Below are 21,847 nucleotides of genomic sequence, written 5' to 3' on the forward strand. Positions count from 1 at the left end.
GATGAGCGCCAAGAAAGCCAAACGCACCGTCACCCGGCTTCGGTTCACAGAGGAACGCAGCACCCCGGAGTATCAAAAAGCCACTCAGAAGGTGGACAAGGCAGCGAATAAGCTGGAGAAAGCAGTAAAAAGGGCTAAGGTAGAATCGCTGGGAACCCACGAGACGAATATTTCCTTTGGTCCCATTAAAAAGCCAGTGAAACTGCAGTTTGAAGAGCTTCAGGTGAAGAAAACACCCTCGGCTTTAAAGTCCGCAGCGGCGACCCTGCCTGCTGCAGAGGTCCACCTGCAGATTGCGAGATCCGAAGATGACAATGTTGGCGTGGAGGCTGCCCACCGCCTGGAAGGAACCGCGGAAGGCACCGTCCGGACCGCACAGAATGCGCACCGGTCCCATGCGCTGAAAGCAGAGCGAAAATCTCTGAAGGCGGAGAAGACGCTGGACCAGGCCAACGTCAGCCTGCTTCAAAAACGGGCAGCCAGTGAACGGCCGCTCTTTTCGACCAATCCCTTATCCCGCTGGCAGCAAAAGCAGGCCATCAAGAAGGAATATGCTGCAGCTAAAGCCGGAAAAGGTGCGGAAAACGTTCAGAAGGCGGCCCAAACCACCGTGAAAACCGCGAAAACAGCGAAGGAGGCGCTGGAGAAGGCTACCGCTTTCATTGCCCGGCACAGCAAGGTTTTTCTGGGCATCATCGGCATCTTCTTTGTTGTCATGCTGATTTTAAACACCTTTGCCAGCTGCTCTCAGATGGCCGTGGGCGGGCTCAATGCCTTTCTCACCACTTCCTACACCGCATCCGATGAGGACATCACCGCCGCTGATCTTGAGTACACCCGTCTGGAGGCAGACCTTGAGTATGACCTGCTCAACATCGAACCGGATTATCCCGGCTTTGATGAATACCGCTACACGGTAGATCCCATTGGCCATGATCCTCATGAGCTGATCGCCTACCTGACGGCAAGGTTCGAAGATTTTACCTACGCCGAAGTCGAAGCTGAGCTGAGATCTCTCTTTTCCTCCATGTACAGCTTGCGCATCACGGAGACCGTCGAAGTGCGATACCGTACCGAAACCAGGTACCGGACCTATACCGTGACCGATCCCGAAACCGGTGAGGTCCAGACCATCCGCGAAAGCTATGAAGTGGAGGTCCCCTATAATTTCTACATCCTGAACATCAACCTGAGCAGCCAGTCCTTGTACTCCGTCGTCTATCCGCGCATGAACGCCGACCAGCGGGAAATGTATCTCGTGTATATGGATACCAAGGGCAACAAGCAGTATTTCGGCAATCCCTTTTCTTTCAATTGGCCGAGCCACGTCACCAGCCTTTATGGCTGGCGGGTCCATCCCATCACGGATCGGCTGCAGATCCACCGGGGTCTCGATCTGGGCGTAGCTTTGGGCACACCGATCCAGTCCATCCATGACGGCGAAGTGGTCCGGGTCGGCTACGATGCCAGCGGCTATGGAAACTATGTGGTCATTGAAGAAAAGAACGGCTACCGCAGCACCTATGCCCATTGCTCCAGCATTCTGGTAACAGAAGGCCAGAACGTCCTGCGGGGCCAGGCCATTGCCAAGGCAGGAAGCACCGGTGCCAGTACCGGCAGCCATCTGCATCTGGAACTGACATTGAACGGCCAGTACCTCAATCCCTATTTCTTCATCGAGGGGACTGATCCCTACACTCCGCGAGCCGTCGGCGCCACCAACGGCGCTTATACCGACTACGACATCCCGCCGGAAGCACTGTCTGATCCAACCTTCGCGGCCCTGATCAAGGAAGCGGAGAAGTATCTTGGCTATCCCTATGTGTGGGGAGGCTCCACGCCATCGACGTCCTTTGACTGCTCCGGCTTTGTCTGCTGGGTGTTCAAGAATTCGGGCGTCTATCCGCTCTCCCGAACTACTGCCCAGGGCATCTTTGACCAGTGTGCCATCATCCCACCCTCGGAGGCCAGGCCCGGCGACATTGTGTTCTTTACCGGCACTTACGACAGCATCGGTCCGGTGTCCCATGTGGCCATCTATGTGGGCGACGGCATGATGATCCACGCCGGAAATCCCATCCAATATGCCTCCATGAACACCTCGTATTTCCAATCCCATTTTTACGCCTTCGGGCGTTTGCCAAGGAGGTAACCATGAATCCCAAAATACAAAAATTGACGGAGGAGATCGATAAGATCACCCACCGAATCAAAAGCCTTGAGGCCAGACTCATCGAGCTAAAGGCACAGAAGGACGAGCTGGAGAAGACCGAGATCGTGGAAATGGTCCGCAGCGTCTCGGCCACTCCGGAAGAGCTGGCCGCATTCATCAGGGCGTTTCGCGAAACAGGCGGAGCGCCCGATTATTTCAAAACACAGGAGGATAACGCCAATGAAAATGAATAAGAAATGGCCTCGTGCTTCGGCCATGCTGTTTGCTATGCTGCTTTGCCTTTCTATCCTTTCCGTCCCAGCCTATGCACAGACCGACGAATCCAAGGTGAATACGGCTAGCTCCGATCCGATAGAGGAAGCTGTGGTGGTGCCGACGACCGAGCCTGCACCCTCTGATCCCGTCAAAGAAACTGAACCGGAAGCTGCTGTGCCCCTGACTCCTGAAGGAAATCTGACCATTGTGGATGACCTGGAAGGAGAACAGGCCGAAGACAAGCAGTTCATTACGGTCAAAACCAAAGCGGGCAACACCTTCTATCTGATCATCGACCGGGCAGGCAAGGAAAATAACGTATACTTCCTGAACCTGGTGGATGAAGCTGACCTCAGAGCCCTGATGGAGGAGGACGGTACGCTGGAGCCACAGCTGGGAGAAGGTGCGGTTCCAACCGTACCTGAGCCGGAACCCGAGCCTACTCCGGAGCCAGAAACGGAAGTGGAGGAACCCGCACCTGTAAAAAGCATGAATCCTGTACCGATCCTCATGGTCCTCCTGGTCATTCTGGGCGGTGGAGGACTTTGGTACTTCAAGCTGAGAAAGCCCAAGCCCAGCGTCAAGGGAAGTACCCATCTGGATGAGTACAGCTTTGATGATGACGACGACTATGATGAAAAACTGCTGGTTGAAGAGGATCAGGAAAATTCAGAATCGGAGCGTGATGACGAATGACGCATTTTACGGACAGTCCCTTTGAACGGCTGATGAAGCAAAAGCCCAGGCAGCGGCAGGAGAAGCTCTCTCCTGTCCTACCCAAGACCCATCCCTGCCATGGCTGCAGCTATCTTCAGGGCAACTGCTGCACTGGTGTCTGCTACCGGGAGCTGATCCTACCCCACAAGAAAAGGAAGGTGGACAAATGAAACTGGTGATTGCAGAAAAACCAAGTGTGGCGCAGTCCATTGCCGCAGTACTGGGAGCAAACAGGCGAAAGGACGGTTATTTGGAAGGAACGGATGTCCTGGTTTCCTGGTGTGTTGGACATCTGGTGGAGCTCTCTCCGGCGGATGTCTATGACGAGCGCTATGACAAATGGCGCTTTGAGGATCTGCCGATCCTTCCGGAGCCATGGAAATACCAGGTGCCCAAGGACAAGCAAAAGCAATTCAAAATCCTGAAAAGCCTGATGGGTGAAGCCCGAGTGACGGAGATCATCTGCGCTACGGATGCCGGACGTGAAGGGGAACTGATCTTCCGTCTGGTCTATCGCCAGGCGGGTTGTCAGAAACCGGTGAAGCGCTTATGGATCAGTTCCATGGAGGATCAGGCCATCAGCGAAGGCTTCAGGAAACTAAGGCCCAGCCAGGAATATGATCCGCTCTATCAATCTGCCCTCTGCCGGGCGCAGGCGGATTGGCTGGTCGGAATCAACGCAACGAGGCTCTTTTCCGTTTTGTATCGTCAGACCCTCAATGTCGGCCGCGTCATGTCTCCTACGCTGTCCATGATCGTGGACCGCTGGTCTGTCATTCAAGATTTCAGGTCCGAGCCATTCTACACCGTTGTGCTGAAGCTCCCCGGTTTTGAAGCAGCCAGTGAAAAGCTGAAGATCAAGGCCGAGGCTGAAAAACTCCTGATAGAGTGCCAGGGAAAGTCGGCCACAGTCACTGAAGTAAGGACCCAGGAGAAGACAGAGAAGCCGCCTAAGCTTTATGACCTGACCACTCTGCAGCGGGAATCCAACCGGTTTCTTGGGTATACCGCCCAGCAAACACTGGATTATGCCCAAAGCCTTTATGAGAAAAAACTCATCACCTATCCCCGAACCGACAGCCGCTACCTGACGGCTGATATGGCGCAGTCCACTGCAGGCGTCCTTCAGTCAGCGCTTTCCCTTTTGCCAGAGAAATTGACGAAGGGATATTCGACGGATCTAAAGCAATTGCTGGATGATTCCAAGGTCAGCGACCATCACGCTATCATCCCGACCCATGCTCTGAAGGAAAATATCCTGGATAGTCTGCCCAAGGGCGAGCAGGAGCTCTTAAAGCTTCTGGCCATTCGCCTCATCACCGCCGCAGGAGAAGCCCATCGGTATTCAGAAACGACGGTCGTTTTGGACTGCTGTGATCAACGCTTCACTACCAAGGGAAAGACGATTCTGCAGTCCGGCTGGAAGTCTGTGGATGAGCATTATCGCAGCACGCTTACCACTCGAAAATCGGAAAAAAAGACGGAAGCCCCGCTGCCCAGACTGGAAAAAGACCAGCGCTTTGATGCGGTCTCTGTCCGGCTGGAGGAGGGAAAAACCACTCCTCCTAAGCTTTTTACCGAGGATACGCTGCTCTCCGCCATGGAGAATGCTGGCCTGGAGGACGTGCCCGAGGATGCTGAGCGCAAAGGTCTGGGGACTCCGGCCACACGGGCAGGCATCCTGGAAAAGCTGATCAAGACTGAGATGGTAGAGCGCCGAGGTGATAAAAAGCTCAAGACCCTGCAGCCCACCCATAAGGGAGTTTCTTTGGCCACGATCTTACCGGAGCAGATCAAATCCCCTCAGATGACGGCGGAATGGGAGGAAAAGCTGAAGCGCATTGAAAAGGGTCAGCTCTCACCTGAGATCTTCATGGCGGAGATCTCTCAGCACCTGAAGGATCTGGTTAGAACCTATCGGGCGATCTCTGAAGCCCCCGGCGAGCTGGCCTTGAATCCGGAAAGCATCGGTTCTTGCCCGCGCTGCCAGGATCAGGTGCTGGAAGGGGAACGTCGTTTTTTCTGCCAGAACAAAGCCTGTACTTTCGCCTTATGGAAGGACAACCGTTTCTTCAAGGACAAGAAAAAAACACTGACTCGCGAGGCAGCTGCTGCTCTTCTGCAGGATGGCTGTATTCAGATGAAAAGCCTGTATTCGCCCAAGACGCAAAAGACCTACGATGCTCGAATCATCATGGAGGATACCGGCGGCAAGTACGTCAATTTCAGGCTGGAATTTATGCCTGATGAAACCAAGGATAAGGACAAAACATCAACAAAATCCAAGGAAAGGATGGAAAAATCATGAATGTCAAGGAACGGATCAAGGCTCTCCTCGGCATTGAGGTGAGCACGGATAATCTGCTGGAGCTCTGGGAGAATCCGGAGAAATATGTTTTATCACCGGAAGATGCCGACAAACTGGGAGATCTGTTTCTCTTAGTTGAGATGATGGACGAGCTGGAGGTGGATAGCGATGAATAACACTGATGAACTTCGTTATGTCCAGGCCTTTGCCAGGATCATCGGCGTCAAGGAGAATGACGCGCTGGAATACGCTCAGAGAAAGGGCATCGGCGCTTTGGTGGAGAACGCCACACAGCTTTTGAGTACACCTGCACAGCGGGAAAAGCACCAGGCCTTTCTGGATCTTTATCGAATGAGCAGCGGCATCAACACGAAAAACCCGGTCATCAATTCACCGGATGCGGCAGCGGGGTTCTTTCGCTCGGTGATGGATCAGGTCCATGACAAGGAGGCCTTTGTCGTGGCATTCCTCAATACCAAGAACCGTGTCATCGATCACGAGGTCGTATCCCTTGGGACCATCAATAGCTCCATCGTCCATCCCAGGGAGGTCTTCCGTAACGCTATCGTCAATAAGGCCAATGCGGTGATCCTTTGTCACAACCACCCATCCGGCGATCTGACGCCAAGCCCCGAAGATCTCACCGTGACGAAAAGGCTGAAGGAAACGGGCAATCTTCTGGGCATCCAGGTGCTGGATCACCTGATCATCAATGGGATCAATCAGCAGGATCACTATTCCTTCCAGGCCCACGGCGTGCTTGAATCGCCCGCAGCTTACGGCCAAAAGGAAGCGGTCAGGGAATCCTCAGCTCAGACGGCCCCCGGAAAAAGCATCAAGGATGGACTTAAGGAGATCACGGACAAGCTGGAACAAGGCATCCGTGATTTTTTCAGCGGCGACAAATACCAGGACTACCTGCGCACCATGTCGAGGTTCCATCATTATTCCCTGAACAATACGATCCTGATCGCCATGCAAAAACCGGATGCCACACTAGTGGCCGGATACAATCGCTGGCAGGATCAGTTCCAGCGAAATGTTCTGAAGGGTGAAAAAGGCATCCGTATCATTGCCCCAGCCCCTGTCAAAACGAAAAGGGAAGTTGAAAAGCTAGATCCTGTGACGCAGAAACCCTTGCGGGATGTCACTGGCAAGACTTTGAAGGAGGAAGTGGAAATCAATATCCCCCGGTTTCGGGTCGTTTCAGTCTTTGATGTCTCCCAGACGGACGGGAAGCCCCTGCCCCAGCTGGCAAGTACCCTGACCGGCGACGTCAAGCAATATGACGTTTTCATGGAGGCTCTGAAGCGATCCTCCCCGGTTCCCATCTCCTTCGAAGCCATGCCTGGCAGCACCGATGGCTATTTCAGCCATGGCAGACAAAAGATCGCCATTCGGGATGACATGAGCGAAATCCAGACGGTCTCTGCGGCCATCCATGAGATCGCCCACGCCAAGCTTCATAATCTGCAGCCTGACCAGGAAAAGGATCATGGAGAAGCTGGCAAAGCACCGGAAAAGTCCAAGGATCGAAGAACAGAAGAAGTGGAGGCAGAAAGTGTCTCCTTCGCAGTATGTGCCTATTATGGCATCGCCACCGACGAGAACAGCTTTGGCTATATCGCTGCATGGAGCAAGGACAAGGATCTTCCTGAGCTGAAGGCTTCCCTGGAGACCATCAGCAAGACCTCAGCAGAGCTCATTGATGACATCGACCGCCATTTTAAGGAAATCACCCAGGAGCGCGGGATTTCTGCAGCAGACATAGAAAAGCAAAACGAAAAGACGGAGACTGATGAGAATCCTTCTCCTCGCCTACAGGAGGTGGAATTCCTCACCGGCCCGGATGACACCTACGCCATCTATCAACTGAAAAACGATGAGAATCTGCGCAACCATCAATTCGAGAGCCTGCATCACCTGCAAAAGCTTGGTCTGACTGTGGACTATAAGAATTATGATCTGACCTACACCGGACATTTTGAGGCAGTAGCTGACACTAATGGGACGCTGAACGTCATCTATGAAAAATTCAATGAGGATCGGCCCAAGGACTTCACCGGGCATAGCCTATCCATGAGCGATGTCATCGTCTTGAAGCAACACGGTGACTACACGGCTCATTATGTGGATGCTATCGGCTTCAAGGAAGTGGCAGAGTTCATCAAACCCATCAATCCCTTGCGGAGCATCGAGGATACGGTGGAGCAGAATGACAATCAATTTGATGGACTGATCAATAACGTTCAAACCAAAGAATTTGAAAAAACTAGAGAGGCTAGCGAAGTTGATGAAGAGAAAAAACCGCAGAAAGAATCCGTAAAGCAGCAGCTGAAAAAGTCTGCGGAGAAATCAGAGATCAGCAAAACATTGCCTCACAAAACTGCAGAAATGGAGAGATGAAGATGGTTAGTTTTAGTATTGAAGAGCTTAACCTCATGTGTATTTATGATACGGGCACCCGGTCCGGCCTGATGGCAGGACTTGAAAAAATCGCCCTGGAGCTTGCTCCTGAAGAAGCAGAGCTTGCCGGGCTTATCCAAAGAGCTTTGAAGAAGCTGACGGCCATGAGTGATCAGGAATATGGAGAGTTGATACTGGTTCCCGACTACAAGGAAGAAGAGGACTAAAACAGAGCAACTACAGCAGAAGGGTGGTGAGCACTTGAGGAGGTGATGATTTGGCAAACAGGAAGCGTCAGATCCCCATTATTATTATGGTCAATGAGCGTGAAAAGGCGCTGATCGAGGAAAAGATGCGCCAGCTGGGGACAAAAAACATGGGGGCCTACATCAGAAAAATGGCTATTGACGGCTATGTGGTCCGGCTGGACCTCTCCGACATTTCTGAACTGGTATCGCTCCTTCGAAGAAGCGGCAACAACCTGAATCAATACGCCAAGCGGGCGCACGAGACCGGACGCATCTATGAAGCCGATATTGAGGATATCCAGAGCAGCCTAAAGAGTGTATGGGAAAAGGCGGATCAGATCATGACCCGCCTTTCCACCATAGACTAAATTTTTTTCGACAACATGGACGACCTTTGGATTCCTTGCTACGATCAGGGTAGAAGAAAATTTTTCGGATGAATGGAGGTGTGCAGCATGAGATTTCTCATCAAGCTGTTTTTATTCCCAATCACACTGGCTTTAACAATCCTTGTTGCAGCCTGCCGTTTGCTGTGTCAGCTGTCTACCATGGTGCTGGGAATCGTGGCATTTGTCTGCTTTGCTATTGCGCTTGGAACCATGGTCCTGCTTCAGGATGTTCCGGAAGGACTGAGATTAATGGGCCTCGCCTGGTTGATCAGTCCCTTCGGACTGCCGCTAATCGCAGCATTCCTGGTTGAACTGCTTGGCGTATTCAACGATTCGCTGAAAGTAATTTGAGAAATCGAAGTATAATCCTGTGACGGGCGTGGTGGAGCAATCTGCCGCGCCTTTTTCTTTTGGAAGGAGGTGTCCGCTGTGGCAACCACGAGATTAATCCCCATGCACGTTATAAAAGGTCAAACCGTGGCCCACACGGTACATGAACGCCTTTCCTATGCCATCAATCCTGAAAAAACCAACAGCGGACAGCTCGTCAAAGCCTATGGCTGTGAACCGGAAACCGCTGCTGGAGAGATGCTGCTTTGCAAAAAAGAATATGAGACTTACATAGGACGCAGTGAAGAGAAGAAAAGTGACATCGTGCTCTATCAGATCCGGCAGTCCTTTAAGCCAGGAGAAATCTCCCCGGAGAAAGCACAGGAGATCGGTTTTGATCTGGCCATGAGCTTCACCAAGGGTAAGTATCAATTTGTCGTCGCCACCCATACCGATCATTCCCATATCCATAATCACATCATTTTCAATTCCACATCCAACGACCATACACAGAAATTCAGGAATTTCCTTGGCTCCAGTGATGCGATCCGGAAAATCAGCGACAAGCTTTGCCTTGAGAACGGACTCTCAATTATTGAAGCTCCAAAGCAGGGACCGTCTCATTACGGCAAGTGGCTGGGCGACAAAAAACCGCTATCCTGGCAGGAGAAGTTGCGTCAAACTATCGATGCCGTCATGGCACAAAAACCAGTAGATTTTGATGCTTTCCTGAAGTTAATGGCGGAGAATGGTTATAAAGTGAAGCAGGGGCAGCATCTAGCCTTCAACGCAAATGGTCAGCAAAAATTCACCAGATTGCGATCCCTGGGCGAAGGATATTCTGAAGATGAGCTAAGATGTATTTGTCAACTTAAAATTAGGCCATATAGTCATTTAATTTTCGGCCACTAAGAAAAAAAAATTTAGTCGTTTCATAAGCATATTTAGTTTTCAAAGAGCATTGTTTCACGATGAATGCTAACGCGCTATCGCTTGTTACACCCTGTATAAATGTTTATCAAAAACATGATAAACCTTTATACAGGGTTATTGTTTTTTTCTTCATGCCAGTTGCTGTTGTTGTAACCACTCCTTCGTTTCTTTCATGCGGTACGAGTTTCCATTCATGTTGACGATGTATGACTGATGCGTCAACCGGTCAATCATGGCCGCCGTCATCACGGGATCCTGAAAAATTTCACCCCATCGTTCGAAGGATAAGTTGGTTGTGATGATTGTCGATTTGCGACCAGCCCTCAGCGACAAATGGGTAAACAATAATTCAGATCCTTCCTTATCAAAAGATATATAACCCATTTCATCGGCAATAACCAAATCATATTTTTCAAAGCGGTTCTGGAAGGCTCGAAGAGTTTGCTCTGCTCGGCATTCTTTAATCCGGTTAATGAGGAGGGGAACAGTTGTAAACCATACTTTATATCCCTCCAGGCAGGCCTTTAAGCCTAGCCCAATACTCACATGCGTCTTGCCTGTTCCCGGGTTCCCCGCCAGAATAATGTTGCGCCCCTCCTGAATAAACTCTAATGTTTTCAGCTGCTTTAACTTCTTTTGGGCATCATCTGGCAAATCCGCGATGACCAAATCTTCAAGGTACTTTTTATGTGTAAATTCAGCCAGACGAATGCGATTATGCCGCGAGGCTTCCCGACGAGCATCACATTCCTTCTCCAGTAACTGCGCCAGAAATGCTTCATAACTGGCATCCTGCTGCGTTGACTCCCGAACTTGCTCATCCAAATGCTTACGAATCATAGGGAGTCTCAGTTCTTTGCTATATTCCAATATCGCTTCCTTAAACGCCTTGCGCGGCGCGTTACTCATGCAACGTCCTCCTTTGCTTTTGGTGTATGGGTATCAAACATGTCATCGTACATGCGAAGCTGCTGTGCTGACCGCTCTACAATCTCTTTTCCCGTTTTCGAGAGATTTGGTTGAACAACAGGCATCGCGTCACGATTCCTAGCACAAAGCACTTTAATTTTATCCGTAGTCACTTGAGCCGGATGAATTTTCTCCAGCTCCCGAATAGCTTGCTCGACTTCCGCAAATGGGACATCGTCTCGAATATATTGCAATAGCTGTATAAATTCCTTGTCTTGTTTGGTATAATATGTTTCGTATATTTCTTTTATCCTTTTAGGAGCCTGCTGCCATGCCGCACTACCGGCAAATGCACCAGGTTTTTTCCTTAGCGTATCCAAATAATGATTCAGATCAAGCCGCCACTCGTGGTTGCCGGTTAATCGCACATGCTCCGCTACCAAGGATTCCTGATGGAAGCATCGCACCCGGGTCGCATATGCTTTAATCATGATCGATTCACCTACCAAATGATCCGGTACTGAGTAACGATTCTGATCAACGATGATGGTGGAATATTTGTTCACCCGTCCATAAATCACGCGAGCTGCATCAAATGGTGGAAGGGTGGGCAGCAATGCGGGGCGCTCTTCTTCCAATCGTTCCTCCGCCGTCTGGCCGTTGTACTCATCATGGGACTTACGATTACGCTTAGTGCACACATCCTGCAAATATTGATTTGCCTCCTCCAGGGATTCAAATTCGTCCCGAAAAGCGAAGGCTTTTCGGCGAACGACCTCGACGCTTCGCTCCACATGACCTTTTTCGTTGCCCTTGCGAATATTGCAAAACCGATACTGAAAACCATAGTAGAGCGACAATTGAAGCAATCCTTGCGTCGGCTCCTTCTCCGTTCCAATAAACCTTTTCACCGCGACTTTCATGTTATCGTACACCATGGTACGATACACTTGGCCGATATGCTGGAAAAACAGGGCGTGTGCTTCCTGAAAACACTCTGTTGTTTGTTTGGTGAACAGATAAGCAAAGCGATAGTTCCCGTAAGCCGTTGTGAATACGGCCATCTGAAAAACTTGAAATTTTCCATTAATTTTTAGTTTAACCTCACCCCAATCAAATTCGCAAATGTCTCCAAGTTCATACAGAGCCTTAATAAACGCTTCCTTTGGTTTCCGTTCCAAGCTTCTAATGGTTCGAAGAACGGTACTGTAACTTAGTTGAGTACCCTCGGCTTCCAGTGCTTCAAAGATATCAATGGCTTTTTTTTGCTGCTTGTGCCGCCCCTGATTTCGCTTAGTTTCATTCTCGTCAAGATAGAACTGGATCCTGTTCACAACCTCGTCAGTCATTTTTCTTTTGGGTCGAATGCCCACAGTATACTTGGGGGCAGAAGTGAGGGTGTCGACTAGTGCCTGGATATCTGCCGACCCGCTCGACAATAATTGCTGTCTCCCTTCCTCATATTGTCCAATGTACTTTCCTACGGTGTCCCGATTGATCCCTGTTATTTTCGCAATTTCCCGGCGCGATTTCCCTTCATGAATATGCATCATTAAAATTTGTTGCTTGATGTTCATTGTGATCATCTCTCCCAGCCCCTACCTGTTGAATTTCCTCTCAAGTAGGTTAATCTATTGTGGCCGGTTTTTCAATGACTACGGTGGCCTACTATTAGATTACCATAGACACTAAGATCTGCGATACTCGGAAAAACTGTCCACACACCAAAAGCCAAAGTTCCAAATCGAAAAAATCCAGGTAAGATCAATCTTCTGGTGGACATCCAAGCCAAACTTCAAGCCGGAAAAGGTCCTGGCTACGAGCGCTGGGCGAAAGTGTTCAATCTGAAGCAGATGGCTCAGACCATCAATTTTCTGACGGAGAATAACATCACTGACTATGAAACCCTGGTTGAAAAAACAAAAGCTGTAACGGATCGTTATCACGAGCTGTCACAGCAGATCAAGGACCTTGAAAAGCGGATGGCCGAAATCACTGAGTTGAAGAAACATATCATCAATTATGCGAAGACAAAGGATGTATTTGCGGCATATCGACAATCCGGATATTCAACAAAATATTATGAGTCGAACACCGAAAACATTCTGCTTCACCAATCAGCCAAGCAAGGTTTTGACTCGATTTCATCAAGCAAGATCCCTTCAATGAGAGACCTCCAAGATGAATTCAACACATGCCTGGATTCTAAAAAATTCATTTTAAAAGACTATGTAAAACAAAAGAATCTGATGAAAGAATCGCTGACGGTACAATCAAACGTTGATCATCTATTTTCTCAAAAACAGAAGGACAAGCTCATAAACAAAGATGAGAATTGATAACATCAATAGGAATTAGCCGCCGGTTTCTATTATACGTTTTTAAGATCCCCGTTTGCTCATATCAACATGTTTTGAGAGGTCTTGATAGCTGTCAAAACGGCGTTTTAGTTCTATTTTTACCTACTCTCGAACTTAGGAACATATCCACGCTCGTAAATGGAAACATATCCAAGATTGACTCTCGTTTATGGAAAAATATCAAAGTCAAATTTAAATAAAAAATTCTCAAAAATATATTGACAAGTGGAACATTCTGTGTTATATAATAATTAGCACTCAACAATCGAGAGTGCTAACAAAAAATAAATTGAAAAGGAGTTGTTATTTATGGCTGGATTAGTACCTTTTAACAAAAAGAACAAAGAAATCTCTACAAACACTGGCTTTGAGGACTTCTACAACGTACTTGATGACTTTTTTTCCAATGACTGGCCTTTTAGAAGAACCCTCACACATGACACTTTCAAAGTTGATGTCGAAGATAATGGCAATGAATACCTAATTGAGGCTGAAGTGCCAGGTATAGATAAAAAAGACATCAATGTTGAACTTAACGATGGAAAACTTATGATTTCTATTACTAGGGATGAAAACAGTGAATCAAAGAAAAAGAATTTCATCCACAGAGAGAGACGTTATAGTTCTATGAGTCGTTCAATTTATTTGGAAGATGCCAAGCCAGATGGTATTAAAGCAAAACTGGAAAATGGTTTACTTAAAGTTGTAGTTCCTAAAGAAGAAAAGCCAAACAACAGCATTACAATTGATGTTGAATAAGGCAAAATAAAGCACATCGGGTTATTCACCCATGTGCTTTATTTTTTATACTATCAATTGCTTTTTTTATTTTTCTTGTTTGTGTTCATTTTATTGTTACTGGCAAGTACTTTTGCATGTTTTTTGGCAAATAAAAATACAACTTTTTTATCCGCCCGTTTATTCTTTCCCTTCAGGTTTGCGTATACATTCACTTTTTATGGGCTCTGCCCATACCCGCCCTCGCCGGTAGGCAGTTGGTCATGCTTTGCAAGACCAACTAACAATAGGGTATTATACGGGGGCAGTAAAGGGTAAAGCTGCGCCTGGCTAACGCCAGCCCTTGACTGCCAGCATAGGCTCGAAGTACTAATCCAGGCTAGTTCTATAACTAGTTTTAATTTTTGCCTAAGAATGAACTTCTGTGTTCTAATCGATAACTTTTTCCTTCTAGTGAAATCATATCGCAACGGTACGTAAGTCTGTCCAAGATTGCGGTAGCTAATGCCGCATCTCCTAAAAACTCTGTCCATTCCTCAAAACCTTTGTTTGATGTTATGATTATAGATGCCTGCTCATGCAAATCTGATATTAACTGAAAAAAAAGGTTTGCATCCGTTCTTTCTATCGGAAGGTACCCAACTTCATCAATTACAACAAGACTGGACTTATATATCCTGTTAATCTTAGTTTTGCTTCTTCTGGATATCTCCTGGGTCCTTAGTATCTGTACCAGGTTACTCATAGTGGTGAAACTTACCTTATAACCTTCCTGTGCTGCCTTATAGGCCAATGCTATGCTAAGATGCGACTTTCCAACACCCGGAGGGCCTAAAAATATTAGATTATACATTTGTTCAATCCACTTAAGCTCAGCAAGTTGCTTTAGTTGTTTCTCGGTAATCGAATACTGAAAACTGACGTCAAAATCTTCCAGTTTTTTTATGTAGGGGAAACCAGCCTCCTTGATTCGTTTCTCCTTTGCTCTGTTTACTCTATATTTTAGTTCTCCTGTTAATACAGCTGAAATAAGCTCGGTATAAGTCTGATTCTTTTCTTCTGCGACTTTTATGAGTTTATCGATGCTGTCCCTCGTATTGATTAAACCTAGGCTGTACGCGTCCGCTTTTATATCTTTCATGTTAATCATCAGCCACACATCCCTTCATTGCTCTCTTGTATTCATTGATATCCCTTACCTTAGGATTGTTGCCCTTATATTTTGACGGTATTTGGGATATCTTCAATGGTGATGCTTTATGTGGCTCCTGTTGCAATTCCTTAAAATATTCCATACTTGACCTAAAGTCACCCGCTGACCAAAGTTTTTTCTCAACACAGTAATGTAGTGCCTGTCTTATGACATAAGGATCAAGTATCTCTTCACATATCCTCAGTATTACGCCTAATTGGTCTTTAAAATACCGTGGTTTATCTTTCTTTATAGCATCAAGCAGTACTCTTGCCTCATCAAGATAGAGCAGAGATTTAAAAGCTTTTTGATAGAGCAGTTCCTGTTTATTATTTAAATCTCTCTCCTGATGGTTTATTGAAATTAATTTACCCTTGTCAATAGATATCTTATGTCTTGCGTATATTTCACCCGTTTCCACATCTGCAATTACCATACTGCCCTTGTCGATTAGTAAATTTACTTTTAGACCAGGTTTATATGTTCCCTTTGGAACCCTATATCGGTTGGACTTATATAAAACTGTATTGTCTTTTCTGACGATATAAGGTAAACTTTTACTGGAAGATATGTTTTTATATGCAGGTACCGGCATCAGGTGTTGTTTTTCAAGGGCGAACACTTCTGCTGGTATCTTTTTTGTAATTTCATGAACCTTTGCATTGCCTGTTCTTTCAAGCCAAGCAAGACAAAGCTGGTTAAAGTCATCTATATTATCAAATATGCGATGCTTGGCAAAATTATATTTTGCATATTTCACAACGGCTTCGACTCGTCCTTTGGTCTCTGGATCAGCACCCTTACACAAATAAACCTTAAATTTCATTATACTTGTATAATGCTGAAATCCTTCGGTGTAGATGATATCACCACTATTTTCAGATACTGCCAGCACTTTATCCTGATCATATACAATCTCTTTTGGCTTGCCCCCAAAGTAGGCAAATGCTTTGTTATGAGCATTCACAAACATCTGTGTAGTAAAGGGCCGGTCAGTCCAGTATACAAACTTGTACCGTGAGTGAGACAGCACCATTGCAAAGCAGTATACTTGTGTTCGTTTTCCGTCAGCCTTTTTTAACCATATCTGGCCCATATCTACCTGCGCTTGATAGCCCATTGGCGGGTCTTCTAGCGCTTCATATTGTCTGAAATTTGCCCTCTTTGGAATGTTGTACTCTATTCTTAAATGCGCTACATAAAGTCTTAATGTTCTGTCAGAAAGCTTCGCGTCACCATGCCGCTCTTTGAGCCAGTCATAAAGCTGCGCTGAAGACATATCAGGATTATCTTTTAGCCAACTGACAAGCTCTTCCTCATAAATATCGCCTTTTTTGCATCTTGTACGGGTATCCTCTAGAGTAAGCGCGTACTCATCCGGTGGCATGTCCCAATATTTGTTTACTGTTCTGAAATTAATGCCTAGTTTTCTAGCTGCCTGGGTCTTTTTAAAACCCTCTTTTTTCTTTTGTTGAATTTCACTATACATTTTCCAATCTGTCATCCTTTCTGTCACCCCCAAGGAAGATTGTACCATTCTTCTCCTAGGTGATGTTACTTGACGGATTGAAAAGTTGTATTTTTATTTGCCAAAATCACTGCACTATTGTTTGCCAAAATCATTGCACTTTATTTTACCATTCACATTTATTTACTGCTTTTAAATTAATTAGTGTTTCTTTATGTAATTTTGACGTTATATTGGGGAAAGCAGCAAATACTCTTTTCACAAACTCTTTATTTTGTTTTGATATATCATTAAATTTTTGGTTAAGCTCATCGATTTTATTTGTTAATACCCTAATCTGAGACAGTTCTTCGTCAGATTGTATTGATTTTAATTTTATAAAAAATTCCTCTGACATCGTCTCTTTGATTTCATCCGCAATCATATGAAGCTTCGATAGGTTGGTATTCAATTTTAAAGCATTTAGAGTAGATATTATATTATCAGTCAAGAATATGGATAGTAATATTAAACTTGATGTGTAACGCATGCTTAATGGCAACTTGTTAATCATATTAAGTAAAATAGGATTTAGAAAATATATTGCGATTAATGATAATCCTCCAAAAATCAACGAATTATGTAATACGACTCTTCCATGAATATTCAACTTATAATTTGAATAATCCCACCATTTTAAATGGTATATTCGTTCTAATAAATATCCCGTAACATATTCCAAAAGACTAGTTACAATCACTGCAAGAAAATAAACTATTATAGGATTATCTGAAAAAGGTGTCAAAATATTTATGACTGCAAGTGCTCCAAAGCCATAAATAGGACAATACGGGCCTATTAAAAACCCTCTGTTCACAAACTTTTTATCCGGAAACGAACAATATATTACCTCACATACCCAGCCAATAAAGCTGTATGTTAAAAAAAGCAAAAATTCTTTTATTATATACTCCATAACGATCCCTTTCTATAATTCAATATTATTCGAGAAACTTTTTCCTAATCCGCATTTTGTCTCAACAACTCTTTTAAAGCTTTCCTGTTCGATATTAGCCATACAGATGAAAAAATCTCTGATTTAAAAGCATCCGAAAAGCTCTCGGACTTAATAAAGCAAAGGATCACCAGCTGCCAGGCGAGATTCAAATGTGCGAAAAATCCTTGACACTACCCGCACAAGTGGCTCTAAAAAAACGCGTTACGCACAATCCGGATATTCAACAAAATTTTATGAGTCGAACACCGAAAACATACTGCTTCACCAATCAGCCAAGCAAGGTTTTGACTCGATTTCATCGAGCAAGATCCCTTCAATGAGAGACCTCCAAGACGAATTCAACACATGCCTGGATTCTAAAAAAGTCATTTTAAAAGACTATGTAAAACAAAAGAATCTGATGAAAGAATCGCTGACGATACAATCAAACGTTGATCATCTATTTTCTCAAAAAACAGAAGGACAAGCTCATAAACAAAGATGAGAATTGATAACATCAATAGGAACTAGCCGCCGGTTTCTATTAGACGTTTTTAAGATCCCCGTTTGCTCATATCAACATGCTTGGAGAGGTCAGAATACCTGTGAAAACTGCATTTTGAACCCCTTATGTTATTGGGAACATATCCACGCTCGTAAATCGAAACATATCCAATATTGGCTCTCGTTTGCAGGAAAATATCAACATAGAAAGAATTTATCAATTTCATCTTCATTTTTGAGAATGCTTTTTGCTGGAACTCCTACTGACTTCGCTAAACAAATAGAAGAAACAAATCTTAATTGAACATTGATATTGAAGTCAAACGCGTATTGCTGCAATTCTCCAAGTTTATGATATTTATTCAAAAGCTCATCTAGTTTAATTTGGTATTCTTTGTCCAATTCATCAACAAATGCGATAATTCTTTCTTGATAAAGGTTTATAACTCCTATTTCGTGTTTGTTTAGAACGCCTTTTCCAAGACTGAGTGCTGTGGTTGCAACAATTGAGCCAATCAAAGCACCAACAACTGGAATTGGTATTACTGTTTGCCCTATTGCAGCGCCAATAGCGGCCCCTGTTGCATCTATAGCGTTTAAAGTGACTAAATCAATAAATCCATCTGTATCAACATCGCCTTTTCTATATTTGACGATGGCATTGCTTAGCCCAAAAGTTCCTGAAGTAATTGCACCAGCACTTGGTGCAGCAAGGTGACAAACGTTGGTTAATCCATATATTGCATATCCTGAAATTCCACCTTTAATAGCGCCTTTAGCTGTATTTACTCCACATTCTTTCCAGTCTTCAATATCAAAATCCCATATTTCTTTTCCATTTTTATGTTTTTGATAGACAAAGATCCCAAGATTAAGCCCACCTTGAACGGCAGCACCAATTCCAGCAACTTTAGATGCTTCTCCAAAACTTGGTTGTGCTTCTTGTTGAGCTCTTAGTCTATCGCTATCTGCTTCATTTTTGATATTAGTTTTTTGTTGAGTAGTTTGTCTATTTACATCATTTACTTCTCCTGATAACGTTTGGTCAATTGCTCCTTTTTGAACATCCTTATATTTAAGAACTGAAGATTCCAACCATTTATCATAAGAAACACCACGCAGAGCGCTCTCATCTTCAATAGCTTTTCTAATATTATTTATTTGGGAGCCTGATAAGACATTTCCATTGAATTCTACAGTTTTTGCTCCGCTCATAATTTTTTCTATAACTTCCACATGATCTCTTGGGAAAAGCATACTCATTTTATCGTAATTGGATGCTTGCTTAATCTCTTCCAAGATATTGGCATAAAACTTCATTTGCACTTCTTTGCCTTGAAGCAGAATATCCGCAGGTCCATTATTATTTAATAGCACTACACTCTTTTGTAGCCCTTGATAAACAACTCTAGCATTTCTTATACCGGTTTCAGCAAATTCCGAAATAAAACCATGTACGCCAGTATCACCGCCACGATTACTGTCAATAAGATTATTGATTTCTATTTTAGCCCAATCTAGATTTGACAATGCATTTGCTGACTTGATAGCTAAGTCTGATAATTTATCTGTTTCATTTGTAAGAATTGATTCTAATGTATTCATAAGATCCGTTAATCGGATATTGTTTAAATAATCGACATATGAAGCAATCCCTTGTTCAACATTATTATCAATGGTCTGTTCACTAATCATTTAATTTTAACTCCTTATTGATTAGTTGTGCCAAAGTTAAAGTTGAATTCACAAGCAGTCCAGCCTGTAGTTTTTCATCTTTGGAGAATTGACTATAATCACTTCCAATCAAAGCTTTCTCTGCCCTAGATATTCCAGAAATTTGAGTATTGGTAGTTTCAATCAATGCCTTGACTTCTGCGTTCATGTTGTTAAACTTTCTAATTATTTTCTCGAGATTTTCTCTCTCTCCAATTAGCTTGTTCGCAGTTTCTTTATTTTTATAACTGGCAAACAAGCCTGATCCAACTGAACCCGCTAACATAACACCAGCAATTGTCCAACCAACTGGTCCTGCTAACGCGAGGAATGCACTGCCTGCAGTCATTCCGCCACCACCAGCTGCTAATGCACCACCACCAAGCCATGCCAATGCTGCATTAGTCGCAGCGGCACCTGATAAGGTAGAGATAGCAGTACCTGTTGATGCAACACCAAAAGTAGTTGCAATACCCATTGCTGCTGTTGGACCCATCGTCGCTACAGCAACTCCAAGAGCACTTAAAGTTGCACCCGCTCCAGAACCTCCAGCAGCTGCCTTTGCTTCAACTTCTGCTTTTTTAATTTCTTGTTGTTTAATCTTGAAATTTTCTACTTCAATTTCAATTTTTTGAAGTGTTACTTTGAATTCCTTTGGAGTGTTTGCTAATTGATTAATTCGTTCTTCAATAAATTTAACAAGCTTTAAAGCTTTTTCACGTTCTTGATAAAGAAGATTCGTGTTTTCTCCTAAAATATTGGCGACTTTTTCATAGCGTTCAACCGCAGTATTATAATTGTCGATTGCATTTTTTCTTAACTTTGCATTAAACATGTTAATACCTTCCCTAATAGTGTAATTTCTGAAGTAGAGTTTTTATCTTGGATTCATGAGCAGATACCCTCATTAATACTACATCAATCAAGATTATTCACCCCTGTAAAATCAAATAACATCAAACCAACAACTCGCCAGTGAGGATCAAACCAACCCACATGCTAACTCTAAATTTTACCAAAATGTTCTTTGGGGTGCGACCCTGGACACTTACTCCAGCCACTACCTATTCTCTTGGTGGTTTGTTTGATATAGCATCTTCTATCAACTGCTCAATATTGTTCTTGATATCATCATATACATACTGACTAGAGGAATATGATGAATCAAAGCATGTAACGTATTTTGATAATCGTTCTTTATTTTTCCCGATTAGAAAATTATAAAAAGGGTTGCTTCCTTTTGAAACCTGATCACCATTCTGATTCTTCAATTTATGAACATGAATACCGACGATCCCCTTATTTAGCTCATAGGCTTTTTCAATCTCATAGTTAACCCATTTACGACTTGATGTTGTTGATCCAACTAAAACTACAAGGCATGAACGTTTTGCCAATTGATCATTAATCCATTCCTTAATTTTTGCATCGCTTTTTTCTTTTACTTCTTCCCAGTCGTTATCCGAAAAAGTTGAGTTGCTGTCTACCTTGCCCATATTTCTGACTTGCGACGCACGCCACGAATCTTTATTATACTCAAAACTGAAAAACACTTGTCGTTTAGCCATCTTTGCCTCCTAATTTTTATTACCAATATTTGGTAAATGAATTAAATTTATCTTGTTTTTGTTAGGTCATATCCCGCCGCATCATTTTCACTTTTGTCATATGCATTATCAATGTATTTCTGGGGATCTGATAAAAAAGTTTCTTCCTCAACATAAGCGATGTAAGATCCCGTTAAAGCATTCACCGTTTTACAAGTATCACAGCTATATTTTTTAGGATTTTGATTAAATCTGTTATTATTTATTATAGAATAGACCTTGGATTCATCATAGCTTGAGGAAGTACAACCATCACCATTTGTTGATGTCCTTTTCAGCCAACTATACCCCCCGTTAAATTTCATTATCACCCCGACCACTCCGTTTGTGTGAGATGTTCTACCTTTTCGTGTTATGTTTTTAAGGCTATATTCTATTTCCCAATCAATCCAATTACTGTTTTTCATATTAGGGGAGATAATAACTATAGTGACAGAGGTGTCGTACATCATATCAGTTAAATTCTTTTTAATATTTTCAGTTGAGGTATCTGACAGATCCGGAGATGAGCTTGTTTCCCCTTGATAATAAATTGCATCATCACCCAGAGCATCTATAATTGAATTCCTTAGATTTCTAGCCTCACTGTATTTATATGAAATGAATGTTTTATGTGACATA

The 21,847-nt window shown here is 44.3% G+C and carries 22 protein-coding genes and 2 pseudogenes; 15 read left to right on the forward strand and 9 right to left on the reverse strand.

Features of this window, described 5'->3' with window-relative positions:
* Position 1 precedes the first annotated feature (1 nt).
* The 13 genes and pseudogenes from CEQ75_RS02730 to CEQ75_RS02780 all read left to right on the forward strand — a co-directional run bounded on the left by CEQ75_RS02730 (position 2) and on the right by CEQ75_RS02780 (position 9,738).
* Entirely contained in the window at positions 2-2,152 is a 2,151-nt protein-coding gene (locus CEQ75_RS02730) for a CD1108 family mobile element protein (RefSeq protein WP_089608977.1), read from the forward strand.
* Between the two features lie 2 nt (positions 2,153-2,154).
* On the forward strand, positions 2,155-2,406 hold the full coding sequence (locus CEQ75_RS02735; RefSeq protein ID WP_089608978.1) for a DUF4315 family protein: 252 nt from the start codon (positions 2,155-2,157) through the stop codon (positions 2,404-2,406).
* A 136-nt stretch (positions 2,407-2,542) separates the two neighbouring features.
* Complete coding sequence (locus CEQ75_RS02740) at positions 2,543-3,124, forward strand: CD1107 family mobile element protein (RefSeq protein ID WP_242965355.1); 582 nt, start codon at positions 2,543-2,545, stop codon at positions 3,122-3,124.
* A complete protein-coding gene (locus CEQ75_RS02745) occupies positions 3,121-3,315 on the forward strand; it encodes a hypothetical protein (RefSeq protein ID WP_089608980.1) in 195 nt (64 codons plus the stop codon). Before CEQ75_RS02740 ends, CEQ75_RS02745 begins: the two co-directional genes overlap by 4 nt.
* Complete coding sequence (locus CEQ75_RS02750) at positions 3,312-5,453, forward strand: DNA topoisomerase 3 (RefSeq protein ID WP_089608981.1); 2,142 nt, start codon at positions 3,312-3,314, stop codon at positions 5,451-5,453. The genes CEQ75_RS02745 and CEQ75_RS02750 overlap by 4 nt, the downstream gene beginning before the upstream one ends.
* On the forward strand, positions 5,450-5,629 hold the full coding sequence (locus tag CEQ75_RS02755; protein ID WP_089608982.1) for a hypothetical protein: 180 nt from the start codon (positions 5,450-5,452) through the stop codon (positions 5,627-5,629). The genes CEQ75_RS02750 and CEQ75_RS02755 overlap by 4 nt, the downstream gene beginning before the upstream one ends.
* Positions 5,630-5,804: 175 nt before the next feature.
* Positions 5,805-6,203: pseudogene (gene radC, locus CEQ75_RS19455) on the forward strand (RadC family protein); the annotation flags it as partial.
* Between the two features lie 84 nt (positions 6,204-6,287).
* Positions 6,288-7,212 (forward strand): annotated as a pseudogene (locus tag CEQ75_RS19460) (ArdC-like ssDNA-binding domain-containing protein); the annotation flags it as partial.
* 68 nt (positions 7,213-7,280) lie between these two features.
* Positions 7,281-7,859: a YodL domain-containing protein gene (locus tag CEQ75_RS19465; protein ID WP_420838522.1), complete on the forward strand. Its 579-nt coding sequence runs from the start codon at positions 7,281-7,283 to the stop codon at positions 7,857-7,859.
* Between the two features lie 2 nt (positions 7,860-7,861).
* Positions 7,862-8,086 (forward strand): transposon-transfer assisting family protein, encoded by a 225-nt coding sequence (locus CEQ75_RS02765; protein WP_089608984.1) that lies wholly within the window; start codon positions 7,862-7,864, stop codon positions 8,084-8,086.
* 50 nt (positions 8,087-8,136) lie between these two features.
* Positions 8,137-8,475, forward strand: a complete 339-nt coding sequence (locus CEQ75_RS02770) for a plasmid mobilization protein (protein WP_338031991.1) — start codon at positions 8,137-8,139, stop codon at positions 8,473-8,475.
* An 87-nt stretch (positions 8,476-8,562) separates the two neighbouring features.
* On the forward strand, positions 8,563-8,847 hold the full coding sequence (locus CEQ75_RS02775) for a CD1845 family protein (RefSeq protein ID WP_089608985.1): 285 nt from the start codon (positions 8,563-8,565) through the stop codon (positions 8,845-8,847).
* 78 nt (positions 8,848-8,925) lie between these two features.
* Positions 8,926-9,738: a relaxase/mobilization nuclease domain-containing protein gene (locus CEQ75_RS02780; protein WP_089608986.1), complete on the forward strand. Its 813-nt coding sequence runs from the start codon at positions 8,926-8,928 to the stop codon at positions 9,736-9,738.
* 150 nt (positions 9,739-9,888) lie between these two features.
* Here the strand turns inward: CEQ75_RS02780 and istB (CEQ75_RS02785) are convergent, their stop codons facing one another.
* Together istB (CEQ75_RS02785) and istA (CEQ75_RS02790) are read right to left on the reverse strand one after the other, a co-directional pair.
* On the reverse strand, positions 9,889-10,668 hold the full coding sequence (gene istB / locus CEQ75_RS02785) for an IS21-like element helper ATPase IstB (protein WP_089608935.1): 780 nt from the start codon (positions 10,666-10,668) through the stop codon (positions 9,889-9,891).
* Positions 10,665-12,254 (reverse strand): IS21 family transposase, encoded by a 1,590-nt coding sequence (gene istA, locus CEQ75_RS02790; protein ID WP_089608934.1) that lies wholly within the window; start codon positions 12,252-12,254, stop codon positions 10,665-10,667. Before istA (CEQ75_RS02790) ends, istB (CEQ75_RS02785) begins: the two co-directional genes overlap by 4 nt.
* A gap of 189 nt (positions 12,255-12,443) precedes the next feature.
* On the opposite strand from istA (CEQ75_RS02790), the gene CEQ75_RS02795 reads away from it, so the two are divergent.
* Positions 12,444-13,007: a hypothetical protein gene (locus CEQ75_RS02795; protein ID WP_089608987.1), complete on the forward strand. Its 564-nt coding sequence runs from the start codon at positions 12,444-12,446 to the stop codon at positions 13,005-13,007.
* Between the two features lie 330 nt (positions 13,008-13,337).
* Positions 13,338-13,787, forward strand: coding sequence for an Hsp20/alpha crystallin family protein (locus CEQ75_RS02800; RefSeq protein WP_014315037.1), 450 nt, complete (start codon positions 13,338-13,340; stop codon positions 13,785-13,787).
* 376 nt (positions 13,788-14,163) lie between these two features.
* On the opposite strand, the gene istB (CEQ75_RS02805) is transcribed toward CEQ75_RS02800, so the two are convergent.
* The 7 genes from istB (CEQ75_RS02805) to CEQ75_RS02840 form a co-directional block, all read right to left on the reverse strand.
* Positions 14,164-14,916, reverse strand: a complete 753-nt coding sequence (gene istB, locus CEQ75_RS02805; RefSeq protein ID WP_198306583.1) for an IS21-like element helper ATPase IstB — start codon at positions 14,914-14,916, stop codon at positions 14,164-14,166.
* Positions 14,909-16,462, reverse strand: coding sequence for an IS21 family transposase (istA, locus tag CEQ75_RS02810; RefSeq protein WP_242965302.1), 1,554 nt, complete (start codon positions 16,460-16,462; stop codon positions 14,909-14,911). The genes istB (CEQ75_RS02805) and istA (CEQ75_RS02810) overlap by 8 nt, the downstream gene beginning before the upstream one ends.
* Before the next feature lie 130 nt (positions 16,463-16,592).
* Positions 16,593-17,381 carry a putative ABC transporter permease gene (locus tag CEQ75_RS02815; RefSeq protein ID WP_089608988.1) on the reverse strand — a complete coding sequence of 263 codons (789 nt, stop codon included), beginning with the start codon at positions 17,379-17,381 and terminating at the stop codon, positions 16,593-16,595.
* Positions 17,382-18,104: 723 nt separating this feature from the next.
* Entirely contained in the window at positions 18,105-19,601 is a 1,497-nt protein-coding gene (locus tag CEQ75_RS02825; RefSeq protein WP_089608990.1) for a hypothetical protein, read from the reverse strand.
* Positions 19,594-20,454 carry a hypothetical protein gene (locus tag CEQ75_RS02830; RefSeq protein WP_089608991.1) on the reverse strand — a complete coding sequence of 287 codons (861 nt, stop codon included), beginning with the start codon at positions 20,452-20,454 and terminating at the stop codon, positions 19,594-19,596. Before CEQ75_RS02830 ends, CEQ75_RS02825 begins: the two co-directional genes overlap by 8 nt.
* Positions 20,455-20,683: 229 nt before the next feature.
* A complete protein-coding gene (locus CEQ75_RS02835) occupies positions 20,684-21,187 on the reverse strand; it encodes a TIR domain-containing protein (RefSeq protein WP_089608992.1) in 504 nt (167 codons plus the stop codon).
* Between the two features lie 47 nt (positions 21,188-21,234).
* Positions 21,235-21,846, reverse strand: coding sequence for a TIR domain-containing protein (locus CEQ75_RS02840; protein WP_089608993.1), 612 nt, complete (start codon positions 21,844-21,846; stop codon positions 21,235-21,237).
* Position 21,847: the final 1 nt, after the last annotated feature.

Source organism: Dehalobacterium formicoaceticum, from assembly GCF_002224645.1.
Lineage (GTDB): Bacteria > Bacillota > Dehalobacteriia > Dehalobacteriales > Dehalobacteriaceae > Dehalobacterium > Dehalobacterium formicoaceticum.